The 15718-nt window shown below is 61.9% G+C and carries 14 protein-coding genes; 6 read left to right on the top strand and 8 right to left on the bottom strand.

From position 1 onward, the window contains the following. Window positions 1-49: 49 nt before the first annotated feature. Window positions 50-1993, bottom strand: coding sequence for a methyl-accepting chemotaxis protein (locus tag JZX88_RS24405; protein WP_206915013.1), 1944 nt, complete (start codon window positions 1991-1993; stop codon window positions 50-52). 465 nt (window positions 1994-2458) lie between these two features. Here JZX88_RS24405 and JZX88_RS24400 point away from each other — a divergent pair, with 465 nt between their 5' ends. Genes JZX88_RS24400 through JZX88_RS24375 form a run of 6 tightly spaced genes read left to right on the top strand, consistent with a single transcriptional unit; the run spans window position 2459 to window position 8002 of the window. Then, window positions 2459-3610, top strand: a complete 1152-nt coding sequence (locus JZX88_RS24400; protein WP_206915012.1) for an extracellular solute-binding protein — start codon at window positions 2459-2461, stop codon at window positions 3608-3610. Further along, window positions 3607-4491 carry an ABC transporter permease subunit gene (locus tag JZX88_RS24395; protein ID WP_174029636.1) on the top strand — a complete coding sequence of 295 codons (885 nt, stop codon included), beginning with the start codon at window positions 3607-3609 and terminating at the stop codon, window positions 4489-4491. The genes JZX88_RS24400 and JZX88_RS24395 overlap by 4 nt, the downstream gene beginning before the upstream one ends. 1 nt (window position 4492) lies before the next feature. Then, window positions 4493-5317 carry an ABC transporter permease gene (locus tag JZX88_RS24390; RefSeq protein ID WP_110760116.1) on the top strand — a complete coding sequence of 275 codons (825 nt, stop codon included), beginning with the start codon at window positions 4493-4495 and terminating at the stop codon, window positions 5315-5317. An 8-nt stretch (window positions 5318-5325) separates the two neighbouring features. Next, window positions 5326-6360: an ABC transporter ATP-binding protein gene (locus tag JZX88_RS24385; protein WP_206915011.1), complete on the top strand. Its 1035-nt coding sequence runs from the start codon at window positions 5326-5328 to the stop codon at window positions 6358-6360. A gap of 2 nt (window positions 6361-6362) precedes the next feature. Beyond that, complete coding sequence (locus JZX88_RS24380) at window positions 6363-7199, top strand: glycerophosphodiester phosphodiesterase family protein (RefSeq protein ID WP_206915010.1); 837 nt, start codon at window positions 6363-6365, stop codon at window positions 7197-7199. Further along, window positions 7196-8002, top strand: coding sequence for an inositol monophosphatase (locus JZX88_RS24375; RefSeq protein WP_065116462.1), 807 nt, complete (start codon window positions 7196-7198; stop codon window positions 8000-8002). Before JZX88_RS24380 ends, JZX88_RS24375 begins: the two co-directional genes overlap by 4 nt. Before the next feature lie 76 nt (window positions 8003-8078). Here the strand turns inward: JZX88_RS24375 and JZX88_RS24370 are convergent, their stop codons facing one another. The 7 genes from JZX88_RS24370 to JZX88_RS24340 all read right to left on the bottom strand — a co-directional run bounded on the left by JZX88_RS24370 (window position 8079) and on the right by JZX88_RS24340 (window position 15711). After that, window positions 8079-8840, bottom strand: coding sequence for an SDR family NAD(P)-dependent oxidoreductase (locus tag JZX88_RS24370; RefSeq protein WP_206915009.1), 762 nt, complete (start codon window positions 8838-8840; stop codon window positions 8079-8081). Window positions 8841-8843: 3 nt separating this feature from the next. Next, window positions 8844-10526 carry an SMP-30/gluconolactonase/LRE family protein gene (locus JZX88_RS24365; RefSeq protein WP_206915008.1) on the bottom strand — a complete coding sequence of 561 codons (1683 nt, stop codon included), beginning with the start codon at window positions 10524-10526 and terminating at the stop codon, window positions 8844-8846. Beyond that, on the bottom strand, window positions 10523-11506 hold the full coding sequence (locus JZX88_RS24360) for an NAD(P)-dependent oxidoreductase (protein WP_206915007.1): 984 nt from the start codon (window positions 11504-11506) through the stop codon (window positions 10523-10525). Before JZX88_RS24360 ends, JZX88_RS24365 begins: the two co-directional genes overlap by 4 nt. Beyond that, window positions 11503-12585 (bottom strand): ABC transporter ATP-binding protein, encoded by a 1083-nt coding sequence (locus JZX88_RS24355; protein ID WP_206915006.1) that lies wholly within the window; start codon window positions 12583-12585, stop codon window positions 11503-11505. Before JZX88_RS24355 ends, JZX88_RS24360 begins: the two co-directional genes overlap by 4 nt. Before the next feature lie 2 nt (window positions 12586-12587). Next, window positions 12588-13418 (bottom strand): carbohydrate ABC transporter permease, encoded by an 831-nt coding sequence (locus JZX88_RS24350; RefSeq protein WP_046800465.1) that lies wholly within the window; start codon window positions 13416-13418, stop codon window positions 12588-12590. Window positions 13419-13428: 10 nt separating this feature from the next. Next, window positions 13429-14355, bottom strand: coding sequence for a carbohydrate ABC transporter permease (locus tag JZX88_RS24345; RefSeq protein ID WP_046800464.1), 927 nt, complete (start codon window positions 14353-14355; stop codon window positions 13429-13431). 84 nt (window positions 14356-14439) lie between these two features. Continuing rightward, on the bottom strand, window positions 14440-15711 hold the full coding sequence (locus JZX88_RS24340; RefSeq protein ID WP_206915005.1) for a sugar ABC transporter substrate-binding protein: 1272 nt from the start codon (window positions 15709-15711) through the stop codon (window positions 14440-14442). Between the last annotated feature and the right edge of the window lie 7 nt (window positions 15712-15718).

Raw genomic sequence — 15718 nt, 5'->3', positions numbered from 1 at the left:
CCGGCGATCAAAAGGAACCGTGAATCCGCCGTCAAAAACGCGGCAATCATCAAAACTCCTCCCAGCTGTCCGCAGAGGTGTTCAGTGCGGCATTGCCGGAAAACGCAGCCCTGATCCTGCCGCCAAGCGCGCGCGCCGGAGACGCCGCGGGCCTGTCGGACGAAGAGACGGTGCGGACCGGAGCGGAAGCTTCACTGTAACCGCCTTCGGACAGCTTGAACTGGGCAATAAGGCCGTTGAGCGAAGACGCTTCGCGTGCAAGACCGTGGCTTGCAGCCGTGCTTTCCTCCACCATGGCGGCGTTCTTCTGGGTATCCTGATCCATCTGGTTCACAGCCGTGTTGATCTGCTGGAGGCCGGAGGACTGTTCCTGTGCCGATTCCGCGATCGCCGCGACGTGCCGGTTGATGTCCTGCACTTCGGTGACGATCAGTTCCAGCGCCCTGCCGGTTTCGCCAACCAGCTGCACGCCCTGCTCCACCTGACTGTTCGATGTCGTGATCAGGTTCTTGATTTCCTTGGCGGCACCGGCGGAACGCTGCGCCAGTTCACGAACCTCCTGCGCGACAACGGCAAAGCCCTTGCCCGCATCACCGGCACGTGCCGCTTCCACACCGGCATTCAGCGCCAGAAGGTTGGTCTGGAAGGCGATCTCGTCGATCACGCCGATGATGTTGGAAATCTGATTGGCGGATGTCGCGATCTGTTCCATCGCCGCGACGGCCTTCTGCACAACTTCGCCCGACTTTTCCGCGCCGACCTTTGCGCGGCCGACGAGATGACCGGCTTCCTGTGCACGTTTGGTGGAATCCTTCACCGTGATGGTGATTTCTTCCAGCGCCGCCGCAGTCTCTTCAACCGCCGCCGCCTGCTGTTCGGTACGTCTCGCCAGATCATCTGCCGCAGACCGGATTTCGTTGGCGCCGGCATCGATGCCACGGGCATTCTGCGCCACCTGGGTAAGGGTCGACTGCAGCTGTTCAGCGGCCCGGTTGAAATCACCGCGAATACCATCGAGGCTGGAGACGAACGGCTGAACGATCCGGTAGGTAACATCACCTTGGGCGATCTTCGAAAGCGCTGTGGCAAGATTGTCGACGGCAAACTGAACGTCGGCAGCTTCCCTCGCCTTCTGCTTTTCGCGTTCGATCCGGTCCTTTTCCGACATCGACCGGTTGGCTTCTGTCTCATCTTCAAGCCGGAGACGCTCGATTGCGCCCTCGCGGAACGCCTGAACCGCAGCGGCCATCTGGCCAACTTCATCCTTGCGGTCCATTCCGTCGATTTCGCCTGCCGTATCACCGGCCGCAAGCGATCCCATGCGCTCACGAAGCCGCGCAATCGGGGTGGTGATGCCACGCGACGAGACAAACAGGCCAAGTGCGATCAGGGCCAGGGAAACAAGCGCTATGCCGATCAGGCCCGTCCAGATCGTCGTATCGGTGCTGGCGGTGAGGCGCTGCCTGCCGTCATTCATGACCTGGATGAGCTGCTCGTTGCCGGCGCTGATCTTCGGCGACACTTCGCCGATTTTCCGAAGGACGTTCAGCGCCATCTGCTGCGCTTCGGCGGTTTTTCCCGCCTGCATGAGCGTGATGACCTGATTGCCGATCTCCTCGACTTCAACGACACCCTTCAGGATATCGCGGGCAGCCTCGATGCGGGCCGGCACCAGTTCCATGATCTTGTTCTGGCGCTCCTCAAGCTGTTTGCGGTCTGCCCTGAAGGTCTTGACCGCCGATTCGAAATCACTGCCGGCGGGATCATTGAGGCTGGCGCGAAGCATCTGCATGCCGAGCGCATTGAGATTGCCGCTGGTCCGGGCGTTCAGCACCGCCGCAAGGGCCTCGTTGGCGATGAAATCGCTATAGACATTGTCGGTATTCTTATATTGCACGCTGACGTAGCTGATTCCGGAAAGCGACATCAAACTCATCAGCGAAATGACAAAAACGACCTTCGTTTTTATCTTGGCATTCTTCAGGAAAGACATGAAAGGCCTCGGGGCAAGCGCTCCGCCAACCGCCCGCACGGGGTGGCCGGGGAGAGATATAAACAAACATCGCGGGTAGCTGTGCCCCTCCTCATAGGGCGACAAGCGGATATCCTCTCAAAGCCGCCGAAGGCAGGGTGAGACGGGGTCCGATTGTTCTACCGGCTCCGCCGACAAAACCTTGGAACCTGCGTATTTTAGATTTCACAGAACCACTGAATGAAGTGTTACCCGGCCCATGCAAGTGATGACAATTTGCGGCGTAGCTAAATTATTCAGACGCTAATTTTCGTCAGCCGGGCGACGCCAGCCGGGTGTCACGAAAGCGTTAAGGAAAGACATTAGAAACGCCGCCGACCCGTTAAAAAATGCACGGCTGTGCAAAGCGGGCCAGCGCCGTTCCGATCTTTCCAAAAAAGGGTCAGCGCTCAACAATTCCACTCGCCGAGAGCACTGGAGACAGAGATGAAACGCCGCACCTTCATGATATCAGCAGCAGGCGCCGCCGCCGGCCTTGCCCTTGCGCCGCGCATGAGCTTCGCCGCCCCGGGCACGATCGACTGGTACACCAGCTCGGATACCAACATCCTCGATTTCTGGTCGAATACGATCAAGCCGGCTTTCGAGGCCGCCAATCCCGGCCTCAAGCTCAACCTGGTGGATGCGGGCGACGGCGCCGGCATCATCGCCATCGGCGAGCGTGCCATTGCCGCAAAACAGACGGGCACCGATCCGCAGGCCGATTATTTCGAAACGGCCGACCCGCTGCTGCCCGCCGGTGCCATCGAGGCCGGCATCTATGTGAACATGGCGAAAGCCGGTCTTTCCAACTATTCGCGCGTCAACCCGCTCGCCTTCCAGGGCGAATACAGCCTGCCCTATCGCGGCAGCCAGGTTCTGCTCGCCTATGACACAGCCAAGCTGAAGCCCGCGGATGCACCGAAGACCTGGGAACAGTTGGTCACCTGGATCAAGGCCAATCCCGGCCAGTTCGTCTATAACCGTCCCGACAAGGGCGGCTCCGGCGGCAATTTCGTCCGCCGCGCCGTCCATCAGGCCAATGGCCTCGATCCCAAGGCTTTCACGGTCGACAACTACACCCAGGAATTCGGCGACAAGGCTCTGGGCAAGGCGTGGGAACTGCTGGCCGATATCGCCCCGTCGCTTTATGACAAAGGCGCCTATTCCTCCGGCAACACACAGTCGCTGCAGCTTCTGTCGCAGGGCGTGGTGACCATGACCCCGGTCTGGTCCGATCAGGTGCTTCAGGCCATCGATCAGGGCGTTCTGCCCAAGGAAACCGGCCTCGTCCAGCTTCAGGACCTCGCACTTTGCGGCAATTTCTCGCGTGCCGTGGTGCTGGAGAACGGTGCCAATCGCGATGCCGCCCTCAAGCTGGCGAATTTCGTTCTCTCCGAAGAAATCCAGGGCGCCATCCTCACCGAACTCGGCGGTTTCCCCGGCGTCTCCTGGGACTATGTCCCAGCCGATCTGCGCAAGCGCTTCGCCGACATCATTCCGCAGACCATTCCGACCTTCCCGGCCGGCAAATGGGAAACCGCCATCAATGACGGCTGGTACCGTCACGTTGCTCCGAACGTCGACCGCAAGTCGTGACCGAGGCAGCAGAAGGAGCGGTCTGCCCGCTCATCGACAATTCGGCAGGCAGGAGGCCAATCGGCCTCCTGCTCGTCGCCATTCCCGTTTTCCTGATGATCTGGCTCGTCATCTGGCCGGCCATCAACGCCATAGGGCGCACCGTCTGGCGTACCGGGACCAATGGAGAAACGACGTTCGATCTTTCGAGCTACGTCTTCTTCTTTTCGGATCGCTACAGCCTCGACAATCTCGCCGTCACGCTCTGGACCACTCTGGTCTGCGCCATGCTGCTTCTGGTGATCTGCCTGCCGATTGCGCTTTATCTGCGCTTTTCCCAGGGCCGCCTTTCGGCCTATGTGCAGGCGCTGGCGATCTTTCCGATGTTCGTGCCTTCCATCATCCTCGCCTTCGCCTTCATCCGCGTGCTTGGGCCCAATGGCATGGTGGATATTCTGCTCAACGCGGTCGACCTGCCGAAAATCCGCACGCCCTATCTGACCCCCTGGGGACCAGTCATCGGCCTTGTCTGGGACAATATCCCGCTGACGGTGCTGATTTTGCTGGCGGGCCTCGGCAGCGTCGCCAACCAGTCCGTGGAAGCGGCGCGGGATGTGGGCGCCAACGCGCTACAGGTTTTCTGGCATATCATCCTGCCGCGCATTTCCAATTCCATTCTCGTGGCGCTTTCCTTTTCGGTGCTCGGCATTTTCTCCTCCTTCACCCTTCCTTATCTGCTTGGCCCCGCATCGCCGGAAATGATTGGTCCCTTCATGCAGCGCACCCTTCGCGATATGCAGGACCCCATCGGCGCCATGACCCAGGCCGTTATCGCCTTCGGCTTCTGCATTGCCTTCGGCCTCTTTTATGTGCGCTCAGTCGCACGCAATCAGGGGAAGTAACATGGCCGCTTTTGCACCGGCGCGCAGGCGCCTCGACTGGCCCGGCATATTCTTCGCCGCCCTTCTGACCGTTGCGATCGTCGGGCCGCTCATCGTCGTCGGCACCTGGGCTTTCACCGAAGTCTGGCGTTACCCCAACGTCGTGCCGCAACAGTTCGGCTTCCGTTTCTGGGGCCAGACACTCGGACGCCCCGATGTGTGGAACGCCCTGATGCTGAGCTTTCGGCTGACGACGGTGGTGACCCTGCTTTCGGCGCTGATCTGCCTTCCCGCCGCGTATGCCTTTGCCCGCATGAGCTTTCCCGGCCGCAACCTCTTGTTCTTCTCCTTCCTTGCCGGTCACGCCTTCCCGAAATTCGGGCTGCTGGTGGCAATTGCGGCGATCTTTCTGCAACTCAACCTCATCGGCACCTTCTGGGGCGTCGTCCTGATCCAGCTCGTCGGCACGCTGATGTTCATGATCTGGATACCCGTCGCCGCGTTTCAGGCCGTCGACCGCCGCATGGAAGAGGCGGCCCGCGATGTCGGGGCCAGTCCCCTGCGGGTCTTCTGGTCGATCACGCTGCCGCAGGCCGGGCCGACCATTGCCGCCGCCGTGCTCCTGAGCTTCGTCGGCACCTTCTATGAAACCGAAGGGGCATGGCTCATCGGCGCGCCCGGCATCCGCACCATGCCGGTGCTGATGATCAGCTACATCAACAACCAGATGGTCATCCAGTATGGCGCGGTCCTGTCCGTCGTGCTCTGGGTGCCGTCATTCATCGCCCTCATGTTCGCCCGCCGCGTCATTGGCGGCGGCGCCTTCGCCCGCGGCTTCGGCGGTTAGGAATATTCATGTCCGTACTTCATATCCGCGGGGTTACGAAAACCTTCGCCGGTGGCACCAAGGCAGTCGACAACTTCTCGCTCGACGTCGCCGATGGTGAACTCGTCTGCCTTCTCGGCCCCTCCGGTTCCGGCAAATCGACGCTGCTGCGCATGGTCGGTGGTTTCGAACAGCCGACCGGCGGACGGATCACCATCGACGGCGAAGACGTCACCCATCTGCCACCCGAGCGCCGGCCCACCGGCATGGTGTTCCAGAGCCACGCGCTCTGGACCCATATGAATGTCTTCAAGAACCTCGCCTTCGGCCTCAAGCTGCGGCGCATGCCGGCCTCCCAGATCAAGGAGAAGGTCGAGGCCGTACTCGAACTGGTCGGGCTTTCCGGTTATGGCGAACGCGCCACCAGCCAGCTCTCCGGTGGCCAGCAGCAACGCGTGGCGCTCGCCCGCTCGCTGGTCCTGGAGCCGAAAATCCTGCTTCTGGATGAACCCTTCGCCAGCCTCGACCAGCATCTGCGCGAGCGCCTGCGGGAAGAGGTGCGCGATATCCAGCAGCGTCTCGGCATCACCACGCTGTTCGTGACGCATGGACAGGACGAGGCCCTTTCCATGGCCGACCGCATCGTCGTGATGGCCAATGGCAAGACCGAGCAGATCGACCGACCGAACGTCATCTATCGCGAACCGCAGACCCCCTTCGTCGCCGGCTTCATCGGCACCATGAACCTGATCGAAGGCGTGGTTTCGGGCGGAACCTTCACCCATGCCGGTCTGACCGTGCCGCTGCCCGTCGCCGACGGTCCCGCCATTCTCGCCATCCGCCCCGAGGCCGTTGATCTGGCAACATCCGAGACGCCGCAGGCAAGCGTTCACCGGGTAACCGATTACGGCACCCATGGCCTTGTCGATCTCGATCTTCCCGATGGTATCAGGATCAAATCGATGGTCGCCCATCCCGATCTCTTCCGGGCCGGACAGGCGGTCGATATCCTGCCCCGCGCCGTCACGGCCTTTCGCGACAACCGGCAAATCTACCGGAGCTGACCATGACCATGCCCATCCTCCTCGAACGTGACGGCCACCGCACCTGGCTCAAATGGCATCGCGGCCGCCGCCGCGCCGCCGATCCCGCCTTCACCGGCGAGCGCATCATCGAGGCCATGTGCCTTGGCGCGAGCATCGAAGTCGATCTCGTCATTCACGCCGACCACGGCTGCGCCGTGCTGCATGATCTGACGCTGGAGCGGGAAACCACCGGCGCCGGAAGGGTGCGAGACGCCTCCGCCGCCAGCCTGCGCCAGCTATATCTGCGCGACAATCAGGGTCAGCCCGTATCCTCAAGGGTGATGCTGCTCGAAGACCTCTGCACCCTGCTCGCCCGCGAGATCATCCATCCCGATGCCCTGCTGCAGCTCGATTTCAAGGAGGACCGGCACGCCCTCACCCCGCAGGTCATCGCCGGTTTCAGCGCAAGCATCGCGCCATTGGCGGGCTCCATGATCCTGTCCGGCGGGGATTTCGACGCCATCGCCGCGCTTGCCGCATCGGTCCCCGACCTCAAGACGGGATATGACCCGTGTGAGGAAGACACACTCACCAGGCTGCAGAGGGGCGAAGACTTTTCCGGCTTCATCGAACAGGCGCTCGCTACGGCACCGGCTGCCGGAATGATCTATCTCGATTATCGGATCGTCCTTGCTGCAGAGGATGCCGGCATCGATATCATCGCCCCAGTCCACGCCGCAGGCCGCCGTGTCGATGCATGGACCATCAACGGCATCACGCCGCAATCGATCACCGATGTCGGGCGGCTGCTGCGGCTCAAGGTCGACCAGATCACCACCGATGACCCGGAAGGGCTAACCGAGGCATTCAGCCGATGACCGTCAATTACACCGCCATTCTGGAAGACATGATCGCCACCACCCGCGAGGCCGGCGCATTGACGCTCGAGCATTTCAGGCGCTTCCGCGACATCGAGATCGGCGTCAAGGGACCGGGCGACTTCGTGTCCGATGCGGACCGGCAGTCCGAAACGCTGATCCGCGAACGCCTGCTCGGCCGGTATCCCTGGGGGTTGACCGGCGAGGAATTCGCTCCGGTTGACGGTTCGGATGCCGAACATCGCTGGCTGGTCGATCCCATCGATGGCACTACAAATTTCATCTATGGCCAGCACTACACCATCACCATTGCGCTGCGCCGCGGCAACGAGACGATCTGCGGGCTTGTCTATAATCCCGTCGCCGACGAGATGTTCACGACGATCAAGGGCGAAGGCGCATATCTCAACGGCGAACGCCTGCGCGTCAATGCCAGCAGCGATATCGCACTCATGTGCGTCGGCACCGGCCTGCCAACACCCAACCTTTCGCTTTATCCCGGCGCCTATCAGCGTCTGGACGATATTCGGGCCCCAATCGGCGCGGTGCGGGTCGTCGGCAGCGCCGCCAATTCCTGCGCTTACGTGGCCTGTGGCCGGCTTACCGGTTATTACGAGGAGACGGGGTTTGTCGATACCGCAGCCGGTATCCTGCTCGTTGAGGAAGCCGGCGGCATCGTGACGGACTGGTGGGGGCGCGGGCCTGAAATCTATGAGCGAACCGGTACGCTGATCGTCGCCAATGCCGCAACCCACGCCTATCTTCTCGAGCGGCTTCGCGGCGTTCCGCCCAAGGACCCCTGAGCGGCACAGCGCGCGTGGTCAGTACATCCACCGGCATGTATCCGCCAATATGCGGGTCCTGCGAAGGATGGCGTGATCAGTAACCGCCCGTCATCAGAACGGTTTCACCGGTCATGAAACTGCAGGCCTGCGACGACAGGAAGATGGCGGCCCCCACCATTTCTTCCGGTTGCCCGGCACGGCCCATCCAGTTCAGCGTCCGGACGTATTCCGCCCAGCCTTCGGGGTCCTCATCGCGACGGTGGGCATTGCGGTCGGTGTCGATGAGGCCGGGCGCGAGCGTGTTGAGCAATACATTGTCGCGCGCGTAATCCCGCGCCTGACTCTGGATCAGATTGTGCTGTGCAGCTTTGGTGGCGGCATAGGCGGTGACGATGCCCTTCGGCCGCAGCTGATTGACCGAGCCGATGGAAACCACCCTGCCCCATTTGCGGGCCGCCATGCGCGGCAGGGCCGCCTGCAGCATATCCACCGTCGAGCCCAGATTGACCGTCAGCTGAAACGCCAGATCGTCCGGTGTCAGTTCCGCAAGCACGGCGTTGATCTGGGCGCTGGCATTGATGACAAGAATATCGACCGGTGCAATCGCCTCGGCCCGTTCGATGAGATCACGACCGGCACCGGGTTCGGAAAGATCGCCCGCCAGTTCCTGCGCCGTGCCGCCGCTTGCGACGATCCGGTGCTGCACGGCCGCGGCAGCGCCCGGCTTTACGCCATGCAGGATGACATGGGCGCCCGCGCCCGCCAGCCCCTCGGCAATGGCGGCGCCTATGCCACGGCTGGAACCGGTGACGAGCGCCGTGCGGCCCTTCAATCCAAAGACGCTTTCGAGACGCATCCTTTATCCTTCAAACAGCGAAATGCGCGCGCCGGCAATTCCCGGGCGGCAGGAAAACAGGCCGCCGGAGAGCGGCGCATCGGCGAGTGTAGAGGCAGGCAGGCGCGTGCGGGCGCTGGTGATGAACAGCGTCGACAGGTCCGGCCCGCCAAAGGCGATGCTGGAAGGGCGTGGCACCGGCATGTCGATCACCTGATCCAGCTTGCCGTTCGGAAGATAACGGCGCACGCACCAGCCATCCCAGATGGCGCACCAGACACCGCCTTCGGCATCCACGGCCAGACCATCCGGCCGGCCATCGGCCACCGGAATGCGGGCGAACTCACGGCGCTGCGACAGCGCGCCCGTCGCCGGATCACAATCATAGGCATGGATGAGGCCGGGCACGGTATCGACGAAATAGAAGGTCTTGCCATCCGGGCTCCAGCCGAGACCGTTGGAGACGATGATGCCGCCTTCCTTGCGCTCGGATGCGCCATTGGCATTGATGCGATAAAGCGCACCCGTGGGCTTGGAGGCATCGATGCGCATCGAGCCGACCCAGATCGCGCCATCCGGCCCGCATTTGGCATCGTTCAGGCGGTTGTCGGCAATGCCGGCCTCCGGGCTGACGAAGGGGGTCAGCCGGCCGGAGGCGAAATCCAGCCATTCGACGCCATCCTGCGACGCCACCAGCAACCGCCCGCCGGTGACCGGAATGACGGCGCTGACCAGCTTGCCTGTCTCGCAGGTTTCGTTGCGGCCAGTGGCAGGATCGAAGCGGTACACCGCCGGATGCAGGATATCCACCCAGTAGAGCGCGTTTTCCCCCTCGTGCCAGACCGGGCTTTCCCCCAGCTGCGCACCCCACGGCAAAATACAGCTGAGTTCGGCGCTGGGGCGGCCCGTTGCCGAACGCGGGCGTGGCCGCGAGCTGATCGCCACGGCCCCGGCTGCACCGGTAATGCGGCGGGCGGCGGCAATCAATTCACGCCCGGCGGGATGGATATTGGAGGAATCCAGCCGCGACGACGGCCCGAGCGCAACGAGCACGCCCATCGGCGTATTGTCCCGGCCCATGACAGGGGCGGCGACCGAATTCACGCCCGGCAGATGCTCCTCGTAGGAAATCGAATAACCCCGCGCCTGCGTCAGCGTCAGATCGGCCTGCAGCGCATCGAGGCTGGTAATGGTTTTAGGTGTCTGCAGATCGAGCGTCAGGCGATCCAGCAGCGTACGGCCAACGGCGGGATCCTGAAAGGCGAGCAGCGCCTTGCCCGGTGCGGTGCAATGCAGGGGAACACGGCGCCCCACCTCGACGCGCACCGAAAGACCGTTCGGCGAGCGTTCGGCGAGATATTGCGTCATGGTGCCGTCAAGCCGGCACAGTGCAACCGTCTCACCCAGTTCGGCGGCCAGCCGCTCCAGTTCCGGGGTCGCCGCCGAGACGAGATCGAAGCTCTCCCAGACCTTATGGGACATTTCCAGAAAGCGCTGGCCCAGCACATAGGTGCCACGGGCCTCATCCTGACGGACGAGGCCATAAGCGATGAGGGTGCGCAGGATGCGCGCGAATGTCGGCTTCGGCAGACCGGAGGCGCGTAGCAGCTCGGCAAAACGTAGCGGTTCCGGCGCATCGGCAACCATGTCGAGCAGGGTCAGACCCTTGGCCAGCGCCGCCGTGCCGCCCGGCGTCTCCGGTTTCATTGCCTCTGCTCCTTCGCGAGTCGCTGCCGCCTTGCGGCCGCCGCGTCGTCCAGCATCCGGTCCATCGTCCATTCCGCTTCAAACCCCAAAGTGTTTCTGATCCGCTCGTTGGACGTATGGTAATAAACGCCGTCGCCGGGAAAATCGACTGTCACGATGGGCAGGCCGGTCAGCGCCGCAATTTTCGGCAGAAGCGCGGCGAAATCGGCCGGTTCATCGGCACCGAGATTGAAGGTGCCGCCCGCCGCCCCGGGGTGATCGAGAGCAAGCAGAATGCCCGCCACCATGTCACGCGTATCGGTTATATGCATACGGAACGGCCGGCCGTTTTCATTGCGCGCCAGAATGTGCGACGGCTCACCGATATCGCGGGACTGGAGCAATTCGGCAATGGCAGTGTTTCCGAAATTCTGCTGCTGGCGAATGCGCGGCCGCAGGAAAAACCGGGGACCGGAAAAGAAACTCTCCTCATCCAGCAGTTCCGTCGCATCCTGCGTGTGCGAAAACCGCAGGATCACCGTTTCCATGGTGCCGCTTCGCTGGTGGAAGCGCACCAGCTCTTCACCCAGAAGCTTGGTCAGCCCATAGGGCGAATTGGGGCAAAGCGGATGGTCCTCGGTGACCGGCAGGAACTCCGGCCGGTTTTCCGGATAGACCTCACCCGACGAAGCGAAAACGAACCGCCGCACGCCAGCTGCTGACGCCGCGTCCAGAAGCCGGCGCGTTCCCTCGACATTGACGGCGAACATGCGGTCACGATCCGCCGGAGCCCATGACATGAAGGCGCCCAGATGCAGGACGGCACTCACGCCCCTGATGGCTTCGGACAGCGCCTGCGCATCCTCCAGCGACCCGACGACCTCCTCGCCGCCGGTTGCCGATGGCCTCAAATCAAAACCGCGAACGGCGCGGCCCTGTGCGCGCAAGGCGGCGACAACGGCACGGCCGACACGGCCTGCCGATCCGGTGACGAGGATCATAGCCGTGCTCCCGTCGTTGCATCGAAGAGATAAAGCTGGGCCGGATCGAAACCGAGCCGGAGCGCCTCATTGCCGGGAAGGCTGCCGGTATGCGAGACGCGGGCGATCAGCCCCTTGGACTTGCCCTCCTCGCCATCCGCGACCCTTGCGCCCTCCGCATCGAAATAGACATATTTTTCCGATCCCAGACTTTCCACCAGCGTCGGACGGACATCGAAGGTAACAGGCGCATCGCCCAGAACGAGATGTTCCGGCCGCAGGCCGACGATCACGCTGCCCTGGCGGCCGAGGGCACCCGGCAGGGAGACCTGTTGCCCAAACAGGGTAACAGTGCCGTCACGCAGTTCCGCATTGAGGAAATTCATGCCCGGCGAGCCGATGAAACCGGCAACGAAAAGATTGGCCGGATTGTTGAAAAGCTCGTCGGGTGCGGCGATCTGCTGGATGATGCCGCCCTGCATGATGACGACGCGGTCCGCCATCGTCATCGCCTCGACCTGATCATGCGTCACATAAACGGTGGTGACACCGATGCGCTTGTGCAATGCGCCGATTTCGGCACGCATGTGGACGCGCAGCTTGGCATCGAGGTTGGACAGCGGCTCATCCATCAGGAAGGCCTGCGGCTGGCGCACGATGGCACGGCCAAGCGCCACGCGTTGGCGCTGGCCGCCCGAGAGATCCTTGGGCTTGCGATCGAGATAGGGGGTCACTTCCAGAATGCGCGCCGCATCATCAACCCGACGGTCGATCTCGGCCTTGTCCGTGCCGCGCATCTTCAGACCGAAGCCGATATTCTGGCGAACGGTGAGGTGCGGATAAAGCGCATAGTTCTGGAACACCATGGCGATGTCGCGGTCACCCGGCGCCAGATCCGTCACTTCGTTGTCGCCGATGAAGATCTGGCCTTCGCTTGCCGGTTCGAGGCCGGCGAGGATTTTCAGCATCGTCGACTTGCCGCAGCCGGAAGGCCCGACCAGCACCACGAACTCGCCGTTCTCGATCTCAAGCGAAAACGGCCTGAGCACGTTGAGCGCGCCATAGGACTTGCTGACGTTGCGAATGGAAATATTGGCCATGCTTATTTCTCCGCGCCAGCGGTGAGGCCGCCGACCAAATAACGTTCCAGGAACAGGTAGATTGCGATGATCGGCAGCGCGATGAACACGGATGCGGCGGAAATGTCGTTCCAGTAGGTGACATATTCGCCCTGCATCGTGGTGATGCCGAGATTGGCCGTCCAGTTGTCCGGCGAGTTGACGAGGAAGGTGCGCGCATAGGCATAGTCTGCCCAGCTGAGCACGAAGGCATAAAGTGCGGTGGCGGCAAGCCCCGGCGTGGCGATGGGAAGCACGACACGCACCATCGCGCCGATCGGCGAGCAGCCGTCGACCATGGCAGCCTGTTCCAACTCCTTGGGGATGGTGTCGAAATAGCCTTTCAGCATCCATGTGGCGAAAGGAATGATCATTGTCGAATGCGCCAGAACCAGCGTCCACAGGCTGCCGATCAGGCCGAAGCTGGAAAAGATCGAAAACAGCGGAATGACCAGCAGCGTCGCGGGCAGCATCTTCGCCGTCAGGACGAAGAGGCCCATGGTCGCGCCACCCCGCATGGAATAACGCGACAGCGCATAACCAGCGCTGACCGAAACCAGCATCGACAGCGCCACCGAGCCGATGGCCGCCAGCATCGAATTCCAAAGCCACAGCAGGATCGGTTTTGCCGCCCAGACGCGGGCGAAGATGTCCCACTGCGGATCGTCCGGCCAGAAGGTCGGCGGCAGGCGGTAAAGCTCATCGGTGGTGGAAAGTGCCGTGACCAGCAGCCAGTAGACCGGAAACAGGATCATCACCAGCGTGAAGATCACAGTCGCGTAAAGGGCAAGGCTCTGTAAAAATGTCCGTTTCATCAAAGCCTCCTCAATAGATCGATTTCGAACGCCGGCCGAGCATCAGGAGGCTCGCGACGATGCAGATCACCAGCGTCAGCACGCCGACGGCGGCGGCACGACCGAAATTGTGATACTGGAAGGCCTGGTCATAGGTCATGATCGACAGTGTCTGGGTTGAACGCAGCGGCCCGCCGCCGGTCAGAACCTTGATGATGGAAAAGTCGCGGAATACCCAAAGCAGCGTCAGCACCAGCGTCACGCCCAGCACCGGCATCAAAAGCGGCATGGTGATCCAGCGGAAACGCTGCCATACACTCGCGCCATCGACCTTGGCCGCCGCATAATAATCGGCGGGGATGGACTGCAGACCGGCCAGACACATGATCGAGACGAAAGGAAAACCCTTCCACACCATGGTGATCGCCACGGCCCAGAATGCGGCCGTGGAACTGCTGACCCATGGGATCATCTGATCGGTGAAACCGAGCTTGATCGCCAGCCAGCCGAACAGGCCGAAGGAAGTATCGAACATCCACGCAAAGATGACGACCGCGATGATTTCCGGCACGGCCCATGGCAGCGCCATTCCCAGCCGCGCGACGGTGCGGCCCTTGAAACGGTTATTGGCGAGAAGCGCCGTGCTGAGGCCAACCGCGACGCTGCCGGCAGTAACGACGATGACCAGTTTCAGCGTTACCCAGCAGGCCAGCCAGAATTCCGGCGACGAGAACAGCCAGGTGTAATTGCTCAGCGAAAACGGCCGGCTGGCGCCGCCAAGCCTTGGTATCTTGACCTGCTGGAACGACAGGTCGATGGCCAGTACGAGCGGCCAGACGATGATGGCGGCAACCATCAGGACCGCGGGCGCGATCAGAATATAGCCGAGGAGATGTTGCCGGCTGGGACGCGCAAGATCGAAAAACTTGCGACGCCCAGCCCGAACGGGTTCGGTCATGGATGGTCCTCCTGCCGGATGCGAATGATGGCCATGGCCCTTTACGGGGCCATGGCAGGACAACAAGATCAGGACAATGGGGGATCAACCCTTGATGGCTTCGGCCTTTGCCTGCATGGTTTTCGCCACCTCCGCCGGGTCGAGATCCTGAATGATCATCCGCTGGCTTTCTTCCATCACCATCTTGCTGAACTCGTTGTAGAAAAGCTCAAGCCCGGTCGGAATGCGGTCGATACCGGCTTCAGACGCGGCCTTCATTGTTTCGATCAGCACCGGAAAATGCGGGATGGTCTTTTCAACACCCGAGACATCCGCCTTCGGGCTTGGCGGGGTGTTGCCGCCAAGGGTGGCGTAACTGCGCTGGAATTCCGGCGTCATCGTCAGCTTGATGAAATCCCAGACCAACGCCTTCTGGTCGTCAGGAATATCGGCCGGCATGGCCAGCACGTTGGACGAGCCGCCAAGTGGCGGATGAAGCGGCGGCGCGACATAAACGATGTCGCTCTTGGCCGAACCCTTTTCAGTCGTGCCATAAAGCCACGGTCCATCGAGCCGCATGGCCATCTTGCCATCGGCAAACAGCTTGCGCACGTCGCTGGCGCTCATGTCGACCGGGCTGATGCCGCTCTTCATCACGGTTTTCCAGCGTGAAAGGCCCTCGACCATCTGGGGCGTATCGATGGTGATGTTGCCATCCTTGTCGGTCCAGTAGGCGCCGGCATCGATGATGTAGTTCAGCATTTCCGTCAGATATTGCCCCGGACCACCCTTGGTTTCGTGGCCGGTGCCGAACTGGTCGATGATGCCGTCGCCGTTCAGATCCTTGGTCGTGGCTTTTGCCGCAGCCAGAAACTCGTCATAGGTCTTCGGAACCGCGACGCCGGCTTCTTCCAGCAGCTTCTTGTTATAGGCCATGACGAAACCGAAATAGTTGGTCATGATGCAGACGGTTTCGCCGTTCCATTCGCATTTCTGCTGGCCGGCCCAGCCGGTCATGTCGATGCCATCCTTCTTCAGCCACGGGTCGAGCGGTTCCAGCCAGCCGCTATCGGCAAACATCTGGAATTCGAAGGACGCCAGATGCACGATCTGCGGCGGCTGGTTGGCGGCGAAAAGCGTGGTCATCGTATCCGCGTAGGAACTGCGCTCCGCCTTGGTGAATTCGATCTTCACCCCCGGATGCTGTTTCTCGAAGGCGGCGATGGCGGAATGCCACCATTCGCCCGTTCCGGCATCGTCGGTCTGCCAGGAAATGAACTTCAGCACGGTATCGGCCATGGCGGGCGCAACAACGCCCATGGTCATCAAAACGGCGGTCGCGGTGCTGAGCGCCAGCTTTTTCATTCTTTTGGTCATGGTTTCC

It is taken from the genome of Agrobacterium sp. OT33 (genome assembly GCF_017313365.1).
Classification (GTDB): domain Bacteria; phylum Pseudomonadota; class Alphaproteobacteria; order Rhizobiales; family Rhizobiaceae; genus Agrobacterium; species Agrobacterium rhizogenes_A.
The sequence above is the reverse complement of the archived record's forward strand: the minus strand, read 5'-3'. Positions and strand labels throughout refer to the sequence as shown.